This is a genomic window from Flavivirga aquatica, assembly GCF_001747085.1.
Classification (GTDB): domain Bacteria; phylum Bacteroidota; class Bacteroidia; order Flavobacteriales; family Flavobacteriaceae; genus Algibacter_C; species Algibacter_C aquatica.
On record NZ_MDJD01000010.1, the window covers coordinates 1 to 750 of the forward strand.

Annotated in this window: 1 protein-coding gene; it reads left to right on the forward strand. The window is 32.4% G+C overall.

Annotated features, from left to right (window positions below):
* Nucleotides 1-186 precede the first annotated feature (186 nt).
* Nucleotides 187-750 (forward strand): hypothetical protein (locus A8C32_RS04025; protein ID WP_131798804.1); only part of this gene is annotated, 564 nt, incomplete at its 3' end.

Below are 750 nucleotides of genomic sequence, written 5' to 3' on the forward strand. Positions count from 1 at the left end.
TCAGGGGAAAATAGTTACTTTGGAAAGTACAACAGATAAAGGAGAATCTCCAATGCGCTTTGAAGCAGTATTTACAAATAAACGAACAGGGAAAAAATTTGAAGGAATTTCTGATATACGTATATTATTCCATAAACCTAAAGACTCAAGTACATTAGTCCCTATACGTTAACTCTTAATAACAAAATGCCCTACTTAAAATATACCGTATTCATTTTTATTAGTGTTCTAAACTTGGCATGCCAGTCTCAAGCCAAACAACATATGGGCCCTAATGAGAAAAAATTTAAAGACATACCAAATACTATTATTACATATAAAAAAAATGATGGTTATGCTTATTATTTAAGTAGTAGTCGTTCTCATTTTGAAGCTATGGAAATTTATATTAACGACATCCCTTTTAAAAAATATTATAATAGCGATAACGATGCTGCTTTATTTTCTATAAACGATTATATTCTAAAAAGTGGCACCCAAACCGTGCGTATAAAATACATTTCGGAAAGTGGAAATCCTTTTCGAGTCGATTTTACGAGTTCAATCGATTTAAAAACACTGAAAATTGGTCAAGAGTTTTCATCAGCTGAAAGTGAACTTGTCTATGAAACGCCTACAATAACTAATAGAGATAATCCCGATTATCAAGATTTTGCAGGAACGGGGCTTATGGTTTTTGAAGATCAATTTACTTTTGAGGCCAAAGTGCCTTATCATTTTACTGGCTGGACAGAAAGCCAAGACTTGACT